This is a genomic window from Roseateles depolymerans (assembly GCF_003387155.1).
Classification (GTDB): Bacteria; Pseudomonadota; Gammaproteobacteria; order Burkholderiales; family Burkholderiaceae_C; genus Roseateles; species Roseateles depolymerans.
This window is the reverse complement of record NZ_QUMT01000003.1, coordinates 452,485-467,032: the sequence shown is the minus strand read 5'-3', so window position 1 is coordinate 467,032 and position 14,548 is coordinate 452,485. Positions and strand designations below refer to the sequence as shown.

Genomic DNA, 14,548 nt, shown 5'->3' with positions numbered 1-14,548 from the left:
TCAGATCAGGTTGCGCAAAGCTGCCGCACGGGGCGGCTTGATGCATTGTGGCCGACCTCACCGAGGGGAGGGCCGGGGCCGAAGTTTGCCCCATCCCGGTCATGCCCAACCGCCGCGCGACCCGCCGACCCACTCTTGCCGACGTTGCAGCCCATGCGAGTGTCTCCGCCATTACCGTGTCGCGTTTCTTCAATGCGCCGGACCGGGTGGGGGCGGATGCCCGCATCCGCATCCAGGCGGCCGTGGAGGCCTTGAATTACGTGCCCAATCTGGCGGCCGGCGGACTGGCCTCGGCCCACAACAAGGTGGTGGCGATGGTGGTGCCCAACATCTCCGGACCGATCTTTGCGCACACGCTGCAATCCCTGTCGGACGGGCTGTCGGATGCCGGTTATCAATTGCTGCTGGCCTCCAGCTACTTTTCGCTGGATGCGGAAGAGCGGGCGGTGCGCGCCTTCCTGGGCTGGCAGCCGGCCGCCCTGGTGCTGACCAGCCGGCATCACAGCACGGGCACCGAGCGTCTCATCGAATCCGCCGGCATGCCGGTGATCGAGACCTGGGACCTGGCCTTGCGGCGCACGCCTTTCCAGATCGGCTTTTCACACCGGCAGGTCGGCCGTGACGGGGTGCGTTATCTGGCGGAGCGGGGCTACCAGCGCATTGCCTTCGTGCACAACAGCGCGGCCGGCGACTACAGCGCCAAAGAGCGGTGTGAAGGGTATTCGGACGCCCTCAAGGCGATGGGCCGCACGCCGCAACACGTCACGCCCAAGGATCCCGACCCCTTGGCGGCAGGCGCCGAAGCATTGGCCTGGCTGATGGCGCATACGCCGCGACCGGACGCGGTGTTCTTCGCCAACGACAACCTGGCCTGTGGCGCCCTGCTGGCCGCCCAGCGCCAGGGCTTGCGGGTGCCGCAGGACATCGCCCTCTTCGGCTTCGGGGACTATGCGTTTTCCGACAAGCTGCTGCCCAGCCTCAGCACCATCCGGCCGCCGGCGCGGGAGATTGGCCACTGCGCCGCCCGGCACATCCTCAGTCTGGCCGCCGGGGAGGCGCCGCCACGGCACACTGCATTGCCCTGCGAGCTCATTGCGCGGGAGAGTGCCTGACCCATCGGCTGCATCGATTGAATCCTCAGACGATTGCTGCACTGCATCACCCAATTCGATTGCGGTTTTCATACAGGAATCACAGCGCCAGGTGTACAACCCATCCAGGGGCCCCTGGCGCAAGGGGCGCTGTCCATCCCGGCAAAGGGCGCCGTCCATGCCGGCAATACCGCCTGTAGGCCGTCGGTCTCGGGCCCGTTGTCCATGCAGCAGACCTCCACTTCCCGTCAGCACAAAGGCCGCATCTACCTGCTTGCGGCCCGAGGATCGGGCCCCTTCCAGGGGCGTTTCCTGCTCCGAGGGCAGGACGACGGCCAGGTCGACACCAGCCGATGGCATGAGCTGGACGACGAATGGGCCAGCGAGGAAGAGGCCCTGAGCCATGCGGACCGGGTGGCCCGTCAATACATCACCACCTTTGCGGATCAGGCGTGATCTATTCCTGAGCGCGCTGAATGGTCTTCGATTGCCGCGGCATCAGTTCAATGCGGCAATCGGAGCAGCCACCGTACGCATGACGGCAGCATCCCCGGACGTGTCTTGAGTCAGACCGTGCCCGCTCGGGCATTGGTTTTGCCGCCAAGTTCCTACCTCCGGCGGGCGCTGTTGGGGTCGGGCACAGATCCGGCTTCCGTCCTGCGATGGGGGTAAGGGAGAACTACATGCCAAGACTGTCCGACCTCAACATCGGCACGCGGCTGTCTGCCGCCTTCGCCGTGGTGTTGATCCTGCTGCTGCTGGTCCTTGCAGTGGCGTTTTCCGTGCTGACGCGCCTCAGCCAGACCATGGACCAGCTCGTCCAGGACCGGTATGCCCAGATCGCCGTCAGCGACGACATCAAGAACGTGGGAGACCAGGGCGTCATCGTCATCGGGCGACTGCTGCTCAGCACCGATGCAGAGCAGGGCAAGCGCTACATGGACGACTACGCCAAGGTGCGAGCCGCCAACACCGAGAACTTCGCCAAGTTCGAGAAGATGCTCAACACCGATGAAGGCAAGGCCATCTTTGCCGAGCAGTCGGTGGCGCGCAAGGACTATGGCGCGGCTGTGCGCAAGCTGTTCGAGCTGGTGGCGGCCGGTCAGCGGGAGCAGGCGATGGCCATCTACCAGGGCGACATGGCCCGGTTGCAGGCCCGCTATTACGCGCTGATCGACAAGATGGTGGACTACCAGGCCCAGGCCATGCAGACCGACGTGGCCCGCGCCAACGAAGATGCGCGCCGCTCCAAGCAGTGGATGGCCGGCGTGGCGGTGGTGGCGGTGCTGCTGGGCGTGCTGACTGCCTACAGCATCACCCGCTCGATCACCACCCGCATCCACGGCGCCATCGCGCTGGCCGAGGATGTGGCCAAGGGCGACCTCACCTATCACCCGGTGGCGCAGAGCCGCGATGAAATCGGACGCCTGGTGGCAGCGCTGCAGCACATGGTGGACAGCCTGCACCGGATCGTGTCGGACGTCAGGCGCGGTGCGGTCACCATCACGGCGGCGGCCCACGAAGTGGCGCAGGGCAATGCGGACCTGTCCGCCCGCACCGAGGCCCAGGCCAGCGCCCTGCAGCAGACGGCCTCCGCGATGGAGCAGCTGACGGCGGCCGTGCGCATGAGCGCGGACCATGCCAACCAGGCCAGTGCCACGGCGGTGTCGGCCTCGCAGGTGGCCACGCAGGGCGGCAGTGCGGTGGGAGAAGTGGTCAGCACCATGAATGCCATCTCTGCGTCGTCGCAGCGCATCGGGGAAATCATTGGCGTCATCGACGGCATTGCCTTCCAGACCAACATCCTGGCGCTCAATGCCGCGGTGGAAGCGGCGCGCGCTGGAGAGCACGGACGGGGCTTCGCGGTGGTGGCCTCGGAAGTGCGGGCACTGGCCCAGCGCTCGGCCGGCGCCGCCAAGGAGATCAAGGCCCTGATCGAGGCCTCCACCCAGCAGGTCAGCGCCGGCAGCCGCCTGGTGACGCAGGCCGGCAGCACCATGCAGCAGGTGGTCTCGGGCATCCAGCAGGTCAGCGGGGTCGTGGCCGAGATCAGCGCGTCCAGCCGGGAGCAGAGCCTGGGCATCGAACAGGTCAATGCCGCCATCATCCAGATGGACGACACCACACAGAAGAACGCGGCCATGGTGGAGCAGAGCACGGCGGCCGCCCGCGCCCTGCAGGACCAGGCCGCCCAGTTGAACGACGCCGTGAAGGCCTTTGTGTTGTGAAGCTACGCCCCGAGGTGCTGGCCTTCATCGACGCCCACCGACGGCTGGGCGACCGCTGCGCGGCCCTTGATCCCTTGCAGCTGAGCCGGCCGGCGGACCTGGCGGCCCTGTCCCCGCACGCCTTTGGGCTGCAACCGTCCGAATGGCTCAATGCGGCCGGCACACCGCTATGGAGCGCACGCACCGTGGCCGACCTGGACCGGTGCCTGAAGTCCATCTACTGCGGCACGCTGGCGCTGGATGCGTCCGCGGTGCGGGAGGATGAACGGCGGGAGTGGCTCTACCAGCGCATGGAGGCGGCGCCGCCCACCCCGCAGGGCCACCAGGAGCGGCTGGCTCTGCTGGAACATCTGATCCGTGCCCAGACCTGGGAAGAGCATGTGGCGCTGCATTTCCCGCATGGCAAGCGGTTTTCGCTGGAGGGCTGCGAGGCGCTCATCCCGCTGCTGCATGCCGTCTGCGAAGCAGCGGCCGGGCACGGGACGGAGCGGGTGCTGATGAGCATGCCGCACCGCGGCCGGGTGAACGTCATGATCAACCTGCTGGGAATGCCGCCCGCGCAGGTGCTCGATTTCTTCGACTCCCAGTCCCCTCAGCCCGAGCGCCATACCGATCTGGTCTACCACCTGGGCGGCGAGCGGAGGCTGCAGACGCCCCAGGGATGGGTGCACCTCACCCTGGCGCATAACCCTTCGCACCTCCAGAGCGTGCATCCGGTGCTGCTGGGCATGGCCCGGGCGCAGCAGGACCAGCTGGGCGCGGACGGTGCCCAGCGCGTATTGCCGCTGATGCTGCATGGCGATGCCGCCTTTGCCGGGCAGGGCGTGGTGATGGAGAGCCTGATGCTGGGCACCAAGCCGGGATATGCCGTGGGCGGGACGGTCCACATCATCATCAACAACCAGGTGGGCTTTACCGAGCCCAATCCCATGTGCCGCTGGCCGCCACAGACCTGCACCGACGTGACCCGCATGGTGGACGCGCCGGTGCTGCGCGTGAATGCGGACGATCCGGAGCAGGCCCTGCGCGCCGCTGCCATGGCCCTGGACTGGCGCGCGCGGTTCGGGTCGGACGTGGTCATCGACCTGATCGGCTACCGACGTCTGGGGCATTCCGAAAGCGACGTGCCTGCGCTGACCCGTCCGCGCATCCATGCCCTGACCCAGCGCCACAGCAGCGTGGCCGACCGTTACGCCGCCCGGCTGAAGACCGAAGGCGTGGCCGCTGGCGAAGAGATGGACAGCCACGTGGCGCGGCGTCGGTGGAAGGCGCATCAGGCGTTTTCCGATCCGCGGATGCCGCCCTGGCCACCGGCTGAGGGCACGGCGACGTCCCATGCGCCAGCGGCCCCGGTGACCGAGCAGCGGCTGCGGGCGCTGGTGGAGGCCATGACGCGACTGCCGCCGGAATTCCAGCCCCACGTCATCGTCCAGACCCTGATCGACCATTGGCGAAAGGCCGTCGCGCCTGGCAGCCCGCACAAGGCCGACTGGGCCTTGTGCGAGAGTTTGGCCTGCGCCACGCTGCTGACCGAAGGCGTGCCCATCCGCATCTCCGGCATGGACGTGCGGCGCGGCACCTTCCTGCACCGCCAGGCGGTGTGGGTGTCCCAGGGCGAGGACCAGCCGCCGCTGGAGCAGGTGCCGCTGCAGCTGCTGGGGGAGGGCGCGGCGCGGTTCGAGATCCACAACTCCCCGCTGTCCGAGGAAGCGGTGCTCGGCTTCGAATACGGCTACAGCGTGCAGCAGCCCGAGGGCCTGACGATCTGGGAAGCGCAGTTCGGCGACTTCGTGAACGGCGCCCAGGTGTTCCTGGACCAGTACATCAGCTCGGGCGAAGACAAATGGGGCTACCGCTCCGCCCTGACCGTGCTGCTGCCGCATGGCCATGAAGGGGTGGGGCCGGACCATTCCAGCGCCTATCTCAGCCGTTTCCTGCTGCTGTGCGGCCAGGACAACCTGCGCTTGGCCTTCCCCTCCACCGCGGCCCAGTGGTTCCACCTGCTCCGGCACCAGGGCCTGTCGCCCCAGCGCAAGCCGCTGGTGGTGATGACGCCCAAGGCGACGCTCTATCACCAGCCGGCCTCCCACGCCACGCTCGCGCAACTGGTCAACGGTCGCTTCGAGCCGGTGCTGGATGATGACCGGGTGGAGAGCGCCGCGCAGGTGGAGCGACTGCTGCTGTGCAGCGGCAAGGTCTTCCATGACCTGGACCAGGCCCGGCAGGCCGTCCGACGCGCCGACCTGGCGGTGCTGCGCCTGGAGCAGCTCTACCCGTTTCCCGCCGAAGCGCTGAGTGAAGTACTGGCGCGTTATCCGGCGGCGGTGGAGCTGACCTGGGTCCAGGAAGAGCACCGCAACCAGGGCGCCTGGAGCTTCGTGCGTGAACACCTGGAGCCGCTGCTGCCGCCCCAGGTGCGCCTGCGCTGTGTGTGCCGGCCCACGACCGCATCGGGCGCCACGTCCTCCCTGGCCGTGCACCGCAGGGAGCAGGCGGCCCTGGTGGCGCAGGCGCTGGGTGAGGAGGCGCCGGGTGATCCGGCCTAGCGATGCGGGGTGAAACGGCCGGTGCTCACTGGCCGAGCGAGGTGTAGCGCCGCTCCGACGACGGGCTGCCGTGGCCCTGGCCCTGCGGACGGCCGGTCTGCAGGGTCTCGATGGCGTGGCAGGCCGCCTCGGTGGCGTAGGTCAGCGCTTCGTTCTCGGTGGCCCAGACCGTGTCCAGGGAGGGATGCAGGCTGTCGGCGTCCCCGATGGTGCCGACATCCAGCAGCCGGTATCGGCCATGCCAGCCCTGTCCGTCCGGCACGGCCTCCACCACGTAGCTGGTGCCCCGATAGATCTGTTCCTGTCCCATGGCGGGTCTCCTTGCTGTGAGGGTGAAGGGAAGCTGACGCCGCCAAGGCGCCAGACGAATCGCCGTGGCAAGCCATGCACCTGCCGGGCGGTGCGGCTTGGGCGCCCCTGCGCGCCTCTGCGCGCCTCTGTGCGCCCCTTGCGAAATCTTTGCCGCAGTGAGCACGCCTTCCCGGCGTTTGCGGTGCTGCACCACCCCCGCGGCCTGGGTGCGCCGCCTGCCGTAGAGCCTGCATCTGCACTCCCACTGAAAGGATCCATCATGAGCAGCATCACCCGAATCGCCGTGCTGACCGGCGTCGCCGCCCTGGGCTACTACGCCATGCGCGGCGCCCGCTCGTCCTTGAGCACCGGCTGGCATCGTCACGGCGACCAGCCCGCCATGCCCCTGGGCGACGGCGCAGCGGCCACGCCGCTGACCCCTGGCGTCTCCAAGGCCGCCGCAGCGGTCAACCCTGGCGAGGCGCTGAACCAGCAAAGCCGTCCGGCCGCCGGCTTCCCCACCCGTGACTCCAACGACGGCAAGGGCGTCTCGCCCGGCCTGGGCGACTACGCCCGGGGGGCGTGACCCTGCTCGGCTAAGATCGGCGCGTCTGCCCCTCTTGACGCGCCCATCTTGGAAGCCCTGATCGCCCAGCTGTCCACCACTGTCCCGAAGGCACGAAGCCTGGAACAGCTCACCCGCCCTTTGCTGGACATGCTGGGGACCGCGACCGGCCTGGAATCCACCTACCTCACCACGGTGGACGAGCAGGCGGCGCAGCAGCGCATCGTGCTGGCCCGCAACGCGGGCAGCCTGCAGATCCGGGAAGGCCTGGTCGTGGACTGGCAGGACACGCTCTGCCGCCGTGCGCTGGAGGAGGACCAGCCGGTCACGCTCGACGTGCCCCAGCGCTGGCCTGACAGCGCCGCGGCCCGACGCCTGGGCATCCGAACCTTTGTCAGCACGCCGGTCCGCTCCGAAGATGGCGCGCTGATCGGCACGCTGTGCGGCGCCAGTGCGCAGGTGCATCCGGTCGGGTCCAATGCCGTGGCCTTGATGTCCCTGTTCGCGGCGCTGGTGGGCCAATTCATCCAGCGCGAGCGTCTGGTGGAGGAACTGCGCAGGGCCAATGAGCAGCTGGCCACCTTTGCGCTGACCGATTCCCTCACGGGCTTGCCCAACCGCCGCGCCCTGTTCGACGAACTGCAGCGCCTCATCCAGCGCGCCAGCCGGGATGGCAGCAGCGTGCTGGTGGGCTGTATCGACCTGGACGGCTTCAAGACCATCAATGACCGCCTGGGCCATCAGCGCGGCGACCAGTTCCTGCGGGAAGTGGCGCAGCGTCTGTCCCTGGAGATGCGCGGCTCCGACATGCTGGCCCGCATGGGCGGCGATGAATTCGTGGTGGTGGGACCGGGCCTGGACCTGCGCGGCCGGACGGCGGCGTCGGGCGCGGTCATCGACCACCCCGAGGCGCTGCAGGCGGCCGCCACGCTGCAGCAGCGCGCCACCCTGGCCACCGTGGGCCACTTCGAGCTGGACGGCGAGACGGTGCAATATGCCGGCGCCAGCGTGGGCGTGGTGGCGCTGAATCCCGTGGGCCTGACCGCGGAGGAAGCGCTGCATCGTGCCGATGCGCGCATGTATGAGGTCAAGCGGGCGCGCCAGCAACAGCGGCTGACGGTGCCGGAGACGACGCACTGAGTGTCCTCTCCGGGCAGTCACCCCCGGTGGCGTTATGCCCGGCGAAGCTTGGGCTCGTGGATCGGGCACCGGTTGAACGCACCACGGAACTGCCGTGAGGCCGCCAGCACCACCTTGCGGGCGCGGTTGAGCCCGCCCAGCGGCCGGTGGGCCGCAATGCTGTGCCAGGGGTCGAAGGCCAGCTCATCTTCCTCCACCTGGCTGCGCCCTTGCAGCCAGCTCTGCTGGGCCGGCATCACCAGGGACGCCACCGGCACATAAGGGCTGAGCGACTCCGGCCATTCCACCGACGCATCCTCGATCGGCATTCGATCCAGGTCGGTGCACAGCTGGACCCGCAGCTCCCACTGCGCGGGAGGACCGCCACCGTCGTGGAAAAACGCGGAGACGGCGTGTCGCTGCGCATCCTCATCGTCACTGGACAGCTTCTGGCCGGTGAGCGCGGTCAGTGAGGGGGAGACCGGCGCCAGCGCGAACTTGGCGATGTAGGGTCCGTAGAGAAAAGGCGTCTGCGCATAGAAGGTGTCACCCAGCGGATGGGTGGCCGGTTCACCGCCCATCGTCTTGAGCGTCTGGCTCTCGCCGCCCATGGCCTCCAGCACATGTTCGGCGGCTTGCAGCACGGACGACAGCATCTCCTTGGCCTCGGGCGCCTTCTCGGTGGTGCTGGCCAGCAGCTGTGCGTCCTTGAGGAACTCCTTGGGGCCAGGGCGGGTGAAGGTCGGGGCATTCACCATCAGGAAGTCCTGGGTGTCGTGGTCCCGCGATTCAGGGACCCGCTCGCCTGGCACGCGCATCAGCTTGAGCGCGACGGCTCGCGGCGTGGACACTTGATCGGACAGTTGTTCCGCAGGCGGCGACGATAGACGCATCAGGGCGCTGTAGCTGCCGGGCTGCGCAAACAGGCCTTGGGCATACATCGGAGGCAGTCCGTCCAGCACCGTCAGCTGACCGCGCAGCAACGCATGACCCTTGGCATGGACGGCACGGAATGCATGCCCCTCATACTCGGCCACGGTATGGGCCATGCCGAGAAAGACATCGACCAGCTCGGCGATGGTGGCAATCTCGTCCGGCGCGGTCTGTTCCATGTCAGGGGTGAAGACAACCGGCTGGATGTCGGGCAAGGGACTCATTCGAGGGCTCCAAAGGTGCTGAGGGCTGCGCGGCAAGGTGCATGCCCGATGGCATCGAGGATTCAAGCGATTGCAGTGTTTTGAATGCAATGGAGATGCGTGAGTGCCGCGCGCGAATCTCCGGCTGAATCGACGCGATTCGTCCCCATTCATGGCGAATGAATCAATGCGAACAATGAGCGTGGGTCACGCCGCAAATGGCGGTCGCCGAGAACGTATGGGAACCCCCTATCGATGGGGTGAGTGACGATTCGTTCTAATGGCAAACCCGGGTGGTTGCGGAAGACCTCTAAGAGCCCATTGCGGCGACACTGAACGTCTTGTGACTCTTGGCGTTTTTGCCGGTTTTGCGGCGGGCGCCCGTGAATGGCTCATGACGCTCCCGGCTCAGACTTCATCGCCCGGCTCGCCCGTTCCTTCCCAGCGCGGCTTCGGCCTGGATGCGCTGCGGGCCGCCATGACCATGCTGGTGGTGCTGCATCACACGGCCATCACCTATGGCGCCATGGGGGGATGGTTCTACAAGGAAGTGCTGCCGGACGGGTCCTTGTCTTCCAAGCTGCTCATCTTCTTTTGCACCTTCAATCAGGCGTTCTTCATGGGCCTGTTCTTCCTGCTGGCGGGCTACTTCACCCCGGCGGCGTTGGCGCGCAAAGGGGTGGGCCCTTATCTGTGGGACCGTTTCATCCGCCTGGGCCTGCCGCTGCTGTTCTTTGGTCTGGTGCTGGGACCGATGACGATTGCGCTGGCCCAGACCGCCCAGGGCAAAGGCTTCCTGGAGACCCTGCTCTTCCTGATTCGACACGGGGAGTTCGAGCGTGGGCCACTTTGGTTCTGCCAGGCGCTGCTGATGCTGGCTTGTGCGGCGGCGTTGGTCTTCAAGCTGAACGGCTTGAAGCGGGTGTCGACGCCGTCCTCCGCGCAGCTTCTGGCGGCCGCGCTGCTGACCGGAGCGGCTGCCTTCCTGCTGCGGCTGTGGTGGCCGGTGGGTACGCAGTGGTGGGGGCTGCAGCTGGGCTACTTTGCCGGATACCTCACGCTGTTCTGGGGCGGATATGCAGTGGCTGGCACGCGCTGGCTGGAGCGACTGGACTTGGTGCAGGTCCAGCAGTGGCGTCGCGTCCGGCGTTGGGTGTTGCCGGTGCTGCCGGTGATGGCCCTGGCGGCGCCTGCAGTGCCGCTGCTGCGGGGGGCGCCGGAAGGCGGCTGGAACGTGCTGGCAGCGGTGTACGCCTTCTGGGAGCCGCTGGTGGCGTGGGGCGTGATCCTGGGGCTGCTGTGGCGATTCCAGCATCAGGTGGAGGGCAGCAGCAAACTCTGGCGGTCGTTGGCGGCGCGTGCGTACACCATCTTTGTGATTCACGCGCCGGTGGTGGTGGGCGTGTCGCTGGCCTGGCGGCATGTGCAGGCGCCCGCGCTGGTGAAGTTCCTGGTGACCGGCGGCGTGAGCTGCTGGGTGAGTTATCTGCTGGCCGGGGGATGGTTGTGGGTGTGGGGGCGGGTGACGGCGATGGGGGGCAGCGCGAGGGGGCGGGTTCAGGCGTTGTGAGGGGCCTCTCGCCCGTCTACCCGCCCATCAGCCCCGCTTGGCCAACCCAAGCCGCTCCATCAGGCGATCGATGTCCACCGGTTTGGGCAGATGGTCGTCGAACCCTGCTGCAATCGCTGCATCGCGGTCCTGCAAGGTGGCCAGGCCGCTCAAGGCAATGGCCATCATGCGGATGAAGCTGGGTGCGTCGGAAGCCGACACTGCCCCATTCCCCGCAGAGGCCCCGCCGTTCATGGCAACGTGGCTGCGCCGCTGATGCTCCTGCTCCCGCCATTCCCGAATCAGCGCATACCCATCCGTCCCCGGCATCGCCACATCGCTCACCAGCGCATCGAATGAATGCACGGCCAGCAGGTCCCGCGCCTCGGCCACCGACCCCGCCGTCATCACCGCAGCGCCAGCCATGCGCAGCACGGCCTCCAAGGCCTCCAGGCCGTGGCGGTCATCGTCCACCAGCAGCAATTGCATGCCGCTCAGGTCCGTCTGGCCCGCTGGCGAGTCGGCGGTGGACAGCGTCAGGTCCTGGCCCAGTTCGACGGCGGGGAAGCGCACCGTCAGCCGCGTGCCGCGTCCGGCGCCGTCACTGTGCGCCGCCACCGTGCCACCGTGCGCCATCACCAGGTGCCGAACGATGGACAGCCCCAAACCCAGCCCGCCATATTCGCGGGTCCGGCTGATGTCCGACTGCGTGAAGCGGTCAAACAGATGAGGCAGAAGATCCGGGCTGACGCCAATCCCGGTGTCGGCCACCGCCAGCTCAATCATGGTGCCGACCCGATTCAGGCTCAAGGTGATGCGCCCACCCGCCGGCGTGAACTTGAGTGCATTGCCCAGCAGGTTGGACACCACCTGCTGCACCCGTCGTGGGTCACCCTGCACGCGCAGAGGTTCCTGCAGGCCGGAGGCCACCAGCGTCAATTGCTTGGCCTGCGCCGTCGGCATCAGCCCTTCGATCACTGCACGCGCGCTGGCGGCCAGATCCAGGGGCCGCATTTCCAGAGCCAGATGGCCGGAGGTGATGCGGGACACATCCAGCAGGTCGTCGATCAATTGCGCCTGCGCCTGGCAATGCTTGAGGATGGTGGCAATGGCACGGCCGGTGGACACCTCGCTCAAGGTGTGCCGCTCATGGGCCTGGCGCAACACGGAGGCCCATCCGGCGATCACGTTCAATGGCGCGCGCAACTCGTGCGACACCATGCCCAGGAAGTCGTCCTTGGCGGTATTGGCCCGTTCGGCGTCCACCCGGGCGTCCTGCGCCTGATTCAGGGCGCGCTTGAGCTGATGAATGTCCTGGAAGGCAATGACTGCACCGTCAATGCGGTCGTCAGCGGTGCGGTAGGCCCGCACATTCACCATCCACCAGCGCTCCTCATTGTCCTGATACTCATGCTCGACCGGCGTGAGGCCCTGCACGGCGGCCTGCACCAGTTGCTCCAGATCGCCCAGCGAGAAGCGGTTGCTGACGGCGCTCAGCGGCTGACCGATATGCTCGGCCGTGAGCCCGAAGAGCTGCGCCGCCTGCGGCGAGGCATGGCGCAGCTTGAGCTGGCGGTCCAGCAGCACCACCGGCAGCGGAATGCCTTCCACCAGATTGGTCAGGTCGTCGTTGACCACGTCCAGCTGGTCATTGCGCGACTTGAGCTCTTCATTCAGGGACACCAGTTCCTGGTTGGCCGACTCCAGCTCCTGCTTTGCGCTCTGCAGCTCTTCATTCGCGCTTTGCAGCTCTTCATTGGTGCTGAGCATCTCCTCATTGGCGGTGCGCAGCTCTTCATTGGCCGACTCGAATTCGATCACCACCGTCTTGAGCTGGGCCTGGGTGGCTTCCAGCTCATCGGACAGCGTGGTGACGGTGCGTTCCAGCTCGTCCACCCGCGCCCGCGGCGGCTGCGACGGCAGCACGATGGTCGGGCTGGTCTCGTCCACCTGCGGAGCCAGCGTCACCAGGAAATGCGGCAGCGCGGCCTGGGTGTCCACCGGCAGCACTTCCAGCACATAGCGCCGTTCCATGAATTGCACCCGCTCGCGCCGGACCGGGCCGGCGGTGCGTTTGGCTTCAATCAGGGCGGTGCGCACCGGCACATTGAGCTCGCTGTGCAGGAGCCGGGGCAGGGCCAGCGTGGCATCTCCAGTGGCCGGTGCAATGAAGGCCGCGACATCACCGCGAAACTGCACCACATCGCCATTGGCATCCACGACGAATCCCGGCGGCACGTAACGAGCCATGGCCACCCGGTTGATTGCGTCCGCCATGAGGTCGGGCGCCGGCGGCTGCGCGGGTCGGGGCGCTGCGCCTTCGCTGGCCCAGGGCCGCAGGGCATCGATCGGAAACAGCGGGCGAGGGCGACGCGCCGAGGTCAGCTTGCGGTACAGATGCGGGGCGCCGGCATGCTCGAAGCCATCGGTCATCGAGGCCGCTTCCGCACGGCCCAGGATGAGCAGGCCATCCGGCCGGCAGGCATAGTGCAGCACTTCCAGCACATGCTGCTGCGCTTCCTTGCGCAGGTAGATCATCATGTTGCGGCAGCTGATCAGGCCCATGCCGGAGAACGGCGCATGGGTCAGCAGGTTGTGCCGGGCAAAGACGCACATCTCGCGCAGGTCCTTGCTGACCAGGTAGCCGCTGGAGGTGGCGTTGAAGGCGGTTTCGCGATAGGGCTCCGGCACGCTTTCCAGGGCGGCGGCGCTGTAGCGGCCCGCGCGTGCGGTTTCAATCGCCGCTTCATTGATGTCCGTGCCGAAGATCTGCACACGACGATTCACGCCTTCGGTCTGCAGGGCTTCCCTGAGCAGCATGGCAATCGTGTAGACCTCTTCCCCGGTGGAACAGGCCGGCACCCAGATCCGGATCGGGTCGTGTTGCAGCTCCAGCAGCTTGGGAATGACGGTCTGCCGCAGGACATTCACGAACTCCGAATCCCGGAAGAATGCGGTGACGCCGATCAGCACATCGTCCCGCAGCGCGGCCGCTTCCAGTCCATCAGAACGCAGCAATTGCAGGTAGGCCGGGACATCTCGATTCTTCTGCAGCAGCACGCGGCGCAGAAAGCGCCGGCGCAGATTCACGTCCTTCACATAGCCCAGGTTGACCCCGGTTTTCTGCTGCACGATGGCCAGGGCCGTTTCCAAGGCGTCCGCATTGGTTTCGACCGGGCCCGCGTCGGTGTCGTGACTGGGGTCGCCAAAACGCTTGATCAGTGCCGGGGCGATGTCGGCAGGCGCCAGGACCTGCTCCACCAGGCCGGTATTGATGGCGGCGGTGGGCATGCCGTCATGCTCGGCCGTGTTCGGGGCCTGGGCGATGACCAGCCCGCCGGCAGAACGCAGGTCGGCCAGTCCATTGGCGCCGTCGCGGCCGGAGCCGGACAGCACCACGGCAGCGGCATGCACGTCCGGGTCCTGCGCCAGGGATGCCAGGCACACATCCAGCGGCAGATGCGGGCCCGGCTGCCGGCGCGTCAGACGGAAATGCCCGTCCAGTGCATAGACCAGTGCATTCTCCGGCAGCACATACACGTGATCGTGTTCGATCTTGGTGAAATGCTGGAGCCGCTGCACTGGCAGCTCGGTGCGTGTCTGGAGCAATTCATCCAGATGCGATTCAATGTCCGCGGGGAGATGGGTGATGACCAGCACCGCAAACCCAGGCGCGCGCGGCAGCCCGGACAGGACGGTACTCAACACTTCAATGCTTCCGGCCGAGCCGCCCAGCACCACGACTCGCACGACGGGATTCTGGTCTGGCTCCACCCGATGCCCCTTGCAGATATGACTTTTGGCGGCCAGAGTCTACCGTTCTCGGAAGCTCCGGGCGTCAGCGTTGGTGCGGGGTCTGATTCGCTGGACGTTGGGCGCGATCCATGCGGTGCGAAAGCCGCTCGGCGGTGCGACAGCAGACCCAGATGCTGCGGGGCATGCGGCATGCCCGACCCGCCGAGACAGCGTCATTCGTCATTCATTTCCGTGTGCAAATCGCACCGTCGATCACCGATTGCCGCT

General features: G+C 67.2%; 10 protein-coding genes. 7 read left to right on the top strand and 3 right to left on the bottom strand.

The genetic code is table 11. From position 1 onward, the window contains the following. Positions 1 to 101 precede the first annotated feature (101 nt). The 4 genes from DES44_RS15860 (at position 102) to DES44_RS15845 (ending at position 5,865) form a co-directional block, all read left to right on the top strand. Entirely contained in the window at positions 102 to 1,112 is a 1,011-nt protein-coding gene (locus DES44_RS15860; RefSeq protein WP_058933770.1) for a LacI family DNA-binding transcriptional regulator, read from the top strand. Positions 1,113 to 1,316: 204 nt separating this feature from the next. Then, on the top strand, positions 1,317 to 1,547 hold the full coding sequence (locus tag DES44_RS15855; RefSeq protein ID WP_116001657.1) for a hypothetical protein: 231 nt from the start codon (positions 1,317 to 1,319) through the stop codon (positions 1,545 to 1,547). A gap of 227 nt (positions 1,548 to 1,774) precedes the next feature. Then, entirely contained in the window at positions 1,775 to 3,319 is a 1,545-nt protein-coding gene (locus DES44_RS26000; protein ID WP_083525311.1) for a methyl-accepting chemotaxis protein, read from the top strand. Next, entirely contained in the window at positions 3,316 to 5,865 is a 2,550-nt protein-coding gene (locus DES44_RS15845; RefSeq protein ID WP_058933772.1) for a 2-oxoglutarate dehydrogenase E1 component, read from the top strand. Before DES44_RS26000 ends, DES44_RS15845 begins: the two co-directional genes overlap by 4 nt. A gap of 25 nt (positions 5,866 to 5,890) precedes the next feature. Here the strand turns inward: DES44_RS15845 and DES44_RS15840 are convergent, their stop codons facing one another. Continuing rightward, positions 5,891 to 6,175: a hypothetical protein gene (locus DES44_RS15840; protein WP_058933773.1), complete on the bottom strand. Its 285-nt coding sequence runs from the start codon at positions 6,173 to 6,175 to the stop codon at positions 5,891 to 5,893. Positions 6,176 to 6,436: 261 nt separating this feature from the next. On the opposite strand from DES44_RS15840, the gene DES44_RS15835 reads away from it, so the two are divergent. Both DES44_RS15835 and DES44_RS15830 read left to right on the top strand, forming a co-directional pair. Continuing rightward, positions 6,437 to 6,742 carry a hypothetical protein gene (locus DES44_RS15835; protein WP_058933774.1) on the top strand — a complete coding sequence of 102 codons (306 nt, stop codon included), beginning with the start codon at positions 6,437 to 6,439 and terminating at the stop codon, positions 6,740 to 6,742. A gap of 48 nt (positions 6,743 to 6,790) precedes the next feature. Beyond that, on the top strand, positions 6,791 to 7,861 hold the full coding sequence (locus DES44_RS15830) for a sensor domain-containing diguanylate cyclase (protein WP_058933775.1): 1,071 nt from the start codon (positions 6,791 to 6,793) through the stop codon (positions 7,859 to 7,861). Positions 7,862 to 7,893: 32 nt separating this feature from the next. Here DES44_RS15830 and DES44_RS15825 read toward each other — a convergent pair whose 3' ends face one another. Continuing rightward, positions 7,894 to 8,997, bottom strand: a complete 1,104-nt coding sequence (locus tag DES44_RS15825; RefSeq protein WP_058933776.1) for a catalase family protein — start codon at positions 8,995 to 8,997, stop codon at positions 7,894 to 7,896. Positions 8,998 to 9,370: 373 nt separating this feature from the next. Between DES44_RS15825 and DES44_RS15820 the strand changes: the two genes are divergently transcribed. Beyond that, the gene (locus tag DES44_RS15820; protein WP_058937178.1) at positions 9,371 to 10,546 is read left to right on the top strand and encodes an acyltransferase family protein; all 1,176 of its coding nucleotides are present in this window, start codon (positions 9,371 to 9,373) and stop codon (positions 10,544 to 10,546) included. 27 nt (positions 10,547 to 10,573) lie between these two features. Here the strand turns inward: DES44_RS15820 and DES44_RS15815 are convergent, their stop codons facing one another. Continuing rightward, positions 10,574 to 14,275 carry a CheR family methyltransferase gene (locus DES44_RS15815; protein WP_232309918.1) on the bottom strand — a complete coding sequence of 1,234 codons (3,702 nt, stop codon included), beginning with the start codon at positions 14,273 to 14,275 and terminating at the stop codon, positions 10,574 to 10,576. Positions 14,276 to 14,548: the final 273 nt, after the last annotated feature.